The organism is Streptomyces sp. NPDC088707 (assembly GCF_044752725.1).
Lineage (GTDB): Bacteria > Actinomycetota > Actinomycetes > Streptomycetales > Streptomycetaceae > Streptomyces.
In genome coordinates, this window is the sequence record NZ_JBIVLV010000005.1 from 557,184 (window position 1) to 563,628 (window position 6,445).

8 protein-coding genes are annotated in these 6,445 nt (G+C 68.9%); 5 read left to right on the plus strand and 3 right to left on the minus strand.

Features of this window, described 5'->3' with window-relative positions; genetic code table 11:
- Positions 1–23: 23 nt before the first annotated feature.
- The 4 genes from ACIP84_RS19015 to ACIP84_RS19030 all read left to right on the plus strand — a co-directional run bounded on the left by ACIP84_RS19015 (position 24) and on the right by ACIP84_RS19030 (position 3,228).
- The gene (locus tag ACIP84_RS19015; RefSeq protein ID WP_319308136.1) at positions 24–821 is read left to right on the plus strand and encodes an ABC transporter ATP-binding protein; all 798 of its coding nucleotides are present in this window, start codon (positions 24–26) and stop codon (positions 819–821) included.
- A 74-nt stretch (positions 822–895) separates the two neighbouring features.
- Positions 896–1,327: an NfeD family protein gene (locus tag ACIP84_RS19020; protein ID WP_355964969.1), complete on the plus strand. Its 432-nt coding sequence runs from the start codon at positions 896–898 to the stop codon at positions 1,325–1,327.
- A gap of 93 nt (positions 1,328–1,420) precedes the next feature.
- The gene (locus ACIP84_RS19025) at positions 1,421–2,362 is read left to right on the plus strand and encodes an SPFH domain-containing protein (RefSeq protein WP_355964970.1); all 942 of its coding nucleotides are present in this window, start codon (positions 1,421–1,423) and stop codon (positions 2,360–2,362) included.
- 92 nt (positions 2,363–2,454) lie between these two features.
- Positions 2,455–3,228, plus strand: a complete 774-nt coding sequence (locus ACIP84_RS19030; RefSeq protein WP_355964971.1) for a sulfite exporter TauE/SafE family protein — start codon at positions 2,455–2,457, stop codon at positions 3,226–3,228.
- A 74-nt stretch (positions 3,229–3,302) separates the two neighbouring features.
- Here ACIP84_RS19030 and ACIP84_RS19035 read toward each other — a convergent pair whose 3' ends face one another.
- The 3 genes from ACIP84_RS19035 to ACIP84_RS19045 all read right to left on the minus strand — a co-directional run bounded on the left by ACIP84_RS19035 (position 3,303) and on the right by ACIP84_RS19045 (position 5,346).
- Positions 3,303–3,809: an HNH endonuclease gene (locus tag ACIP84_RS19035; protein ID WP_355964972.1), complete on the minus strand. Its 507-nt coding sequence runs from the start codon at positions 3,807–3,809 to the stop codon at positions 3,303–3,305.
- Positions 3,810–3,975: 166 nt separating this feature from the next.
- On the minus strand, positions 3,976–4,512 hold the full coding sequence (locus ACIP84_RS19040) for a YbhB/YbcL family Raf kinase inhibitor-like protein (RefSeq protein ID WP_401798797.1): 537 nt from the start codon (positions 4,510–4,512) through the stop codon (positions 3,976–3,978).
- A 51-nt stretch (positions 4,513–4,563) separates the two neighbouring features.
- Positions 4,564–5,346 (minus strand): sporulation protein, encoded by a 783-nt coding sequence (locus tag ACIP84_RS19045; protein WP_355964973.1) that lies wholly within the window; start codon positions 5,344–5,346, stop codon positions 4,564–4,566.
- An 88-nt stretch (positions 5,347–5,434) separates the two neighbouring features.
- Between ACIP84_RS19045 and ACIP84_RS19050 the strand changes: the two genes are divergently transcribed.
- A complete protein-coding gene (locus ACIP84_RS19050) occupies positions 5,435–6,097 on the plus strand; it encodes a DNA-3-methyladenine glycosylase (RefSeq protein ID WP_401798799.1) in 663 nt (220 codons plus the stop codon).
- The last annotated feature ends 348 nt before the right edge of the window (positions 6,098–6,445 follow it).

Sequence of the window (6,445 nt, forward strand, 5' to 3'; positions counted from 1 at the left end):
CCGCAAGGGGAGACAACGCGCTCATGAGCGATGTACTGGAGCTGGTGGACGTATCCGTGGTCCGCGACGGACGGGCTCTGGTGGACGAGGTCTCCTGGTCGGTCAAGGAGGGCGAGCGCTGGGTGATCCTCGGACCCAACGGCGCCGGCAAGACCACCCTTCTGAACATCGCCTCCAGCTACCTCTTCCCCACCAAGGGCACCGCCGACATCCTGGGCGAGCGGCTCGGCGGCGTCGGCACCGACGTGTTCGAGCTCCGTCCCCGCATCGGCATGGCCGGCATCGCCATGGCGGAGAAGCTCCCCAAGCGCCAGACCGTCCTGGAGACCGTCCTCACCGCCGCGTACGGCATGACCGCCACCTGGCACGAGGACTACGACCCGGTCGACGAGCAGCGCGCCAAGGCCTTCCTCGACCGCCTCGGCATGAACGACTACCTGGACCGGAAGTTCGGCACCCTCTCCGAGGGCGAGCGCAAGCGCACCCTGATCGCCCGCGCGATGATGACCGACCCCGAGCTCCTCCTCCTCGACGAGCCCGCCGCCGGCCTCGACCTCGGCGGCCGCGAGGACCTCGTCCGCCGCCTCGGCCGCCTCGCCCGCGACCCGTACGCCCCCTCCATGATCATGGTCACCCACCATGTCGAGGAGATCGCGCCCGGCTTCACCCACGTCCTGATGATCCGTCAGGGCAAGGTGCTCGCGGCCGGACCCGTGGAGATGGAACTGACCTCCCGCAACCTCTCCCACTGCTTCGGCCTGCCGCTCGTCGTCGAGCGCGTCGGCGACCGCTGGACCGCCCACGGCCTGCCCCTCAAGTAGCGGACGAAGCGCCGGCGTCCCGCACAGCCGCCCGCGCCCTGTCCCGGAGGACCCCACCGCCCTACCATGACCATGTGGACATCGACGCATGGGTCTGGTGGCTGATCGGCGCGGTGGGGCTCGGCATTCCGCTGGTCCTGACCGCGATGCCCGAATTCGGCATGTTCTCCGTCGGAGCGGTCGCGGGGGCGGTGACCGCGGCCCTCGACTTCGGCGTCGTCGCCCAGGTACTCGTCTTCGTCGTCGTCTCGGTCGCGCTGATCGCGGTGGTACGCCCCATCGCCGCCCGCCACCGTGACGACAGGCCCCCGCACGCCTCCGGCATCGACGCCCTGAAGGGGCGTCAGGCGGTGGTCCTGGAGCGGGTCGACGCGAGCGGGGGAGGGCGCATCAAACTCGCGGGCGAGATCTGGTCCGCCCGGGCGCTCGACTCCGACCAGAGCTTCGAACCGGGCGTACAGGTCGACGTCGTGGACATCGACGGGGCCACCGCCGTCGTGATGTGACCGAACCTCGCCCATGACATTCCGTCATCTGCGAAACTCGATCATCGAAAGCCACCCGGCAGTCAACCGGCAGCGAAGGGCACGGGGAACACGATGTCAGCAGTCATCATCGTCCTGATCATTCTGGTGGTGCTCGTCTTCATCGCCCTGATCAAGACGATCCAGGTCATTCCGCAGGCGAGTGCGGCGATCGTGGAGCGCTTCGGCCGCTACACCCGCACCCTCAACGCCGGGCTGAACATCGTCGTCCCGTTCATCGACTCGATCCGCAACCGGATCGACCTCCGCGAACAGGTCGTCCCCTTCCCGCCGCAGCCGGTGATCACCCAGGACAACCTCGTCGTCAACATCGACACGGTCATCTACTACCAGGTGACCGACGCGAGGGCCGCGACCTACGAGGTCGCCAGCTACATCCAGGCGATCGAGCAGCTCACCGTCACCACCCTGCGCAACATCATCGGCGGCATGGACCTGGAGCGGACCCTGACCTCCCGCGAGGAGATCAACGCCGCCCTCCGCGGCGTCCTCGACGAGGCCACCGGCAAGTGGGGCATCCGCGTCAACCGCGTCGAGCTCAAGGCGATCGAGCCGCCGACCTCCATCCAGGACTCGATGGAGAAGCAGATGCGCGCCGAGCGCGACAAGCGCGCCGCGATCCTCACCGCCGAGGGCACCCGCCAGTCCGCCATCCTCACCGCGGAGGGCGAGAAGCAGTCCGCGATCCTGCGCGCCGAGGGCGAGTCCAAGGCCGCGGCCCTGCGCGCCGAGGGCGAGGCCCAGGCCGTCCGCACGGTCTTCGAGGCCATCCACGCCGGCGACCCGGACCAGAAGCTGCTCTCCTACCAGTACCTCCAGATGCTCCCGAAGATCGCCGAGGGCGACGCCAACAAGCTCTGGATCGTGCCCAGCGAGATCGGCGACGCCCTCAAGGGCCTCTCGGGCGCCTTCGGCAACAAGGAAGGCAGCGTCCCCGGCTTCAACACCAAGATCCCCGCGCCGCCCGAAAGGCGAGACGAACCGTCGGTTGACTGACACGTACACGTAATCCTCGTGCATGATCGGTGCGAGCCCCTCGACCCCGGCGACGTCAGGGCGGGGAGGCGACTCACTGACCATGTAAGGAGATGGCGTTGTCCATCTGGGAAGCCCTGGCAGTCTTCGCCGCCGGCATCGGCGCCGGCACCATCAACACCATCGTCGGATCGGGAACGCTCATCACGTTCCCGGTCCTTCTCGCGACCGGACTCCCCCCGATCACCGCGAACGTCTCCAACGCCCTCGGCCTCGTCCCCGGCTCCATCAGCGGAGCCATCGGCTACCGGGCCGAACTCAAGGGCCAGAAGCGCCGCATCATCCGCCTCGGCGCCGCCGCCCTCGTCGGCGGCCTGATCGGCGCGATCCTGCTCCTCGCGCTGCCGTCCGACGCCTTCGACGCGATCGTCCCGGTCCTCATCGGCCTCGCCCTCGTCCTGGTCGTCCTCCAGCCCCGTATCGCCGCCGCCGTCAAGCGCCGCCGCGAACAGACCGGCACCGAGGCCCACCCCGACGGCGGCCCCGCCCTCCTCGTCGGCCTCCTCGTCGCCAGCATGTACGGCGGATACTTCGGCGCCGCCCAGGGCGTGCTCTACCTCTCCCTGATGGGCCTGCTGCTCCACGACACCCTGCAGCGGATCAACGCCGTCAAGAACATCCTCGGCGCCCTCGTCAACGGCGTCGCCGCCGTCTTCTTCCTCTTCGTCGCCGAGTTCGACTGGACGGCCGTCCTGCTCATCGCCGTCGGCTCCACCATCGGAGGGCAGATCGGAGCCAAGGTCGGCCGCAGGCTGCCGCCCACGGTGCTGCGCGGGGTGATCATCGCCGTCGGCGTCATCGCCATCCTGCAGCTGACGCTCCGTTAGGCCCGTCGCCCGGAACGGCGGAAGGGCCCGCCTCCCCACACCGGGGGAGGCGGGCCCTTCCGTACGAGACAGGGTTACGCGGCGGCCTTCGCCAGCCACTCCGGCAGCTCCGACCGCTCGCTCGCCCGCATCGCCAGCAGCATCGCGTCCGCCGGCGTCGGCTCGAACGGCTGGAACAGCAGCGGCATCCCCGCCTCCTCCGGCGTCCTGGCCGCCTTGCGGTGGTTGTCCTCGGCACAGGAGGCGACCGTGTTCAGCCAGCTGTCCCCACCGCCCTGGGCACGCGGCACCACGTGGTCGACGGTCGTCGCCCGCCGCCCGCAGTACGCGCACCGGTGCTGGTCCCGCACCAGCACCCCCCTCCTCGACCACGGCGCCTGTCTTCGGAACGGCACCCGGACGTAGCGGCAGAGCCTGATCACCCGCGGCACCGGAAGATCGACGGCCGCACCTCGGACCCGCAGATCGGGATGGGCGTGCTCGACGACGGCCTTGTCCGTCAGGACAAGCACCACCGCACGGTTGAGAGAGACCGTCGACAGCGGCTCGAAGCTCGCGTTGAGTACCAGCGTGTCCCGCATTGTGCCCACCTCCCGTGTGCAGGCCCGGCCCCGGAGCGGGGCGGTGGGGCCTGGATCAACGATGGCCGGGCCGGCCGGGGTCGGACAACGCAATTTTCCCGCGCAACAAAAGATGCCCGCTTCTGATCTCTCCAAGACCAGAAGCGGGCAAACAACAAACGAACGCTCAGACCGCCGCGGGAGCCGTGTACGCACCGATCAACTGGGCACGTCCCAGCGTGTGGAACCGCAGGTTGAACCCGACCACCGCCGGCGACACATCACCGTCCGGACCGAGCTTCTCGCTGTCCACCGCGTACACCGTGAACACATAGCGGTGCTCTTCCCCCGCCGGGGGAGCCGCCCCGCCGAAGTCCTTCGAGCCGTAGTCGTTCCGGACGTGCACCGCCCCGGCCGGCAGCCCCTCGAACGACCCCGACCCCGCACCGGCGGGCAGCTCGGTCACCGACACCGGGATGTCGAACAGCACCCAGTGCCAGAACCCGCTGCCCGTCGGGGCGTCCGGGTCGAAGCAGGTGACGGCGAAGCTCTTCGTCTCCGCCGGGAACCCCTCCCAGCGCAGCTGCGGCGAGGTGTTCCCCGCCGCGTACACCTGCGCGTCCTTCAGGACCCCGCCCGGCGCGATGTCGTCGCTCACCACCGTGAACGCCGCCACCGGCGGATGGAAGTCATGCGGGAGCGGCGCCCTCTTGCCCTCGGACACGTCGAAACCTCCGTATCGCCGTACTGCCTCAGCAGCCTTTACGGCCCGAGCCTAGAGCCAGTTGCGTCGGCCGCCGACCTCGGCGAGCCACTGGTTCAGGTAAGCCGCCCAGTCGGTGGCGTGGAAGTCGTTCAGACCCACCTTGAACGCACGGAACGAGTCGCTGCCCTCACCGAACAGACCCGGCTTCTTGTCCATCTCCAGGACGACGTCCATCTCGCGGTCGTCCGCGACGAAGCTGACCTCGACCTGGTTCAGACCCCGGTACTGCTGCGGCGCGAAGAACTCGATCTCCTGGTAGAAGGGCAGCTTCTGCCGCGTCCCCCGGATCTGCCCGCGCTCCATGTCCGCGCTCTTGAAGCGGAAGCCCAGCTGGAGGAACGCGTCGAGGATCGCCTGCTGCGCCGGCAGCGGGTGCACGTTGACCGGGTCCAGGTCACCGGAGTCCACCGCGCGGGCGATCTCCAGCTCCGTGGTCACACCGATGTTCATCCCGCGCAGCTGCTGCCCCGAGACCGAGGTCACCGGGGTCTCCCACGGGATCTCCAGACCGAACGGCACCACGTGCACCGCGCCGGCCTTCACCTCGAAGGCACCGCCCAGCCGGACCTTGACGAACTCGATGTCCTGCTTGTGCTCCTGGTCGCCGCCCTCGACCTCGACCCGCGCCTGCAGGCCGACGGAGAGACCCTCGATCTGCTGGTCGACACTGCCGCCCTGGATCCGGACCTCACCCTGGACGACACCGCCCGGAACCACGTTCTCCTCGGTGAGCACCGTCTCCACGGTGGCCCCACCGGCGCCCAGGCTCGCGAGCAGCTTCTTGAATCCCATGACCTTCACTCCTTCTCAGTCCTGACCCCTACATACGCGCGACGACCGTAGTCGGTTCCCCGCCGGACCCCCACTACGCTCGTGCGCCATGAGAGAGAGCCCCGACCGTACGCCGCTCCCACGGACCTTCTTCGACCGCCCGGTCCTGGAGGTCGCCCCCGACCTCCTCGGCCGCACACTCGTCCGCCGCTCATCCGAAGGCCTGATGGAACTGCGCCTGACGGAGGTGGAGGCGTACGCCGGCGCGATCGACCCCGGCTCGCACGCCTTCCGGGGCCGCACGGCACGCAATGCCGTCATGTTCGGCCCGCCCGGACACGCGTACGTCTACTTCACCTACGGCATGTGGCACTGCCTCAACCTGGTCTGCGGGCCCGAGGGGGAGGCGAGCGGGGTGCTGCTGCGCGCGGGGGAGATCCTGAAGGGCGCGGACCGGGCCCGCCCCCGGCGCCGCTCGGCCCGCCACGACCACGAACTGGCCAAGGGCCCGGCCCGCCTGGCCACGGCCCTGGACGTGGGCCTCTCCCTGAACGGCACCGACACCTGCGCCGGCCCGGACGCCCCCCTCGGGCTCCTCACCGGCACCCCGCCGGCCCCCGAGCACATCCGCACCGGCCCCCGCACGGGAGTCGGCGGCGACGGCGCCCCGCACCCCTGGCGCTTCTGGATCGACGAGGACCCGACCGTGAGTCCGTATCGTCCCCATACGCCCCGGAGGCGCACACTTGACGCAGGACGTCCGACCGCCTAACGTAGCCCGAGCAGCTGGTTACGGACCTGCTTGTTCAAGCACCCCGCAGCTGCCACCCACTACTCAAGATGACTCCCCAGCAGGGGCTTATTTCGGCATGCCGAAATTCGAATTCGATTGCTCGATTATGAGTCGCCGAAGAAATCAGCTAACGTAGTGAACACGCCGAAAGGCGAAAGGCAGCCAACAGGCCACCGGATACACACTCCGAACCGGAAACGGAACGGAAAAGGATCTGGTAAGGTTGGAAACACGAAGGGAAGCCCGGAGGAAAGCCCGAGAGGGTGAGTACAAAGGAAGCGTCCGTTCCTTGAGAACTCAACAGCGTGCCAAAAATCAACGCCAGAT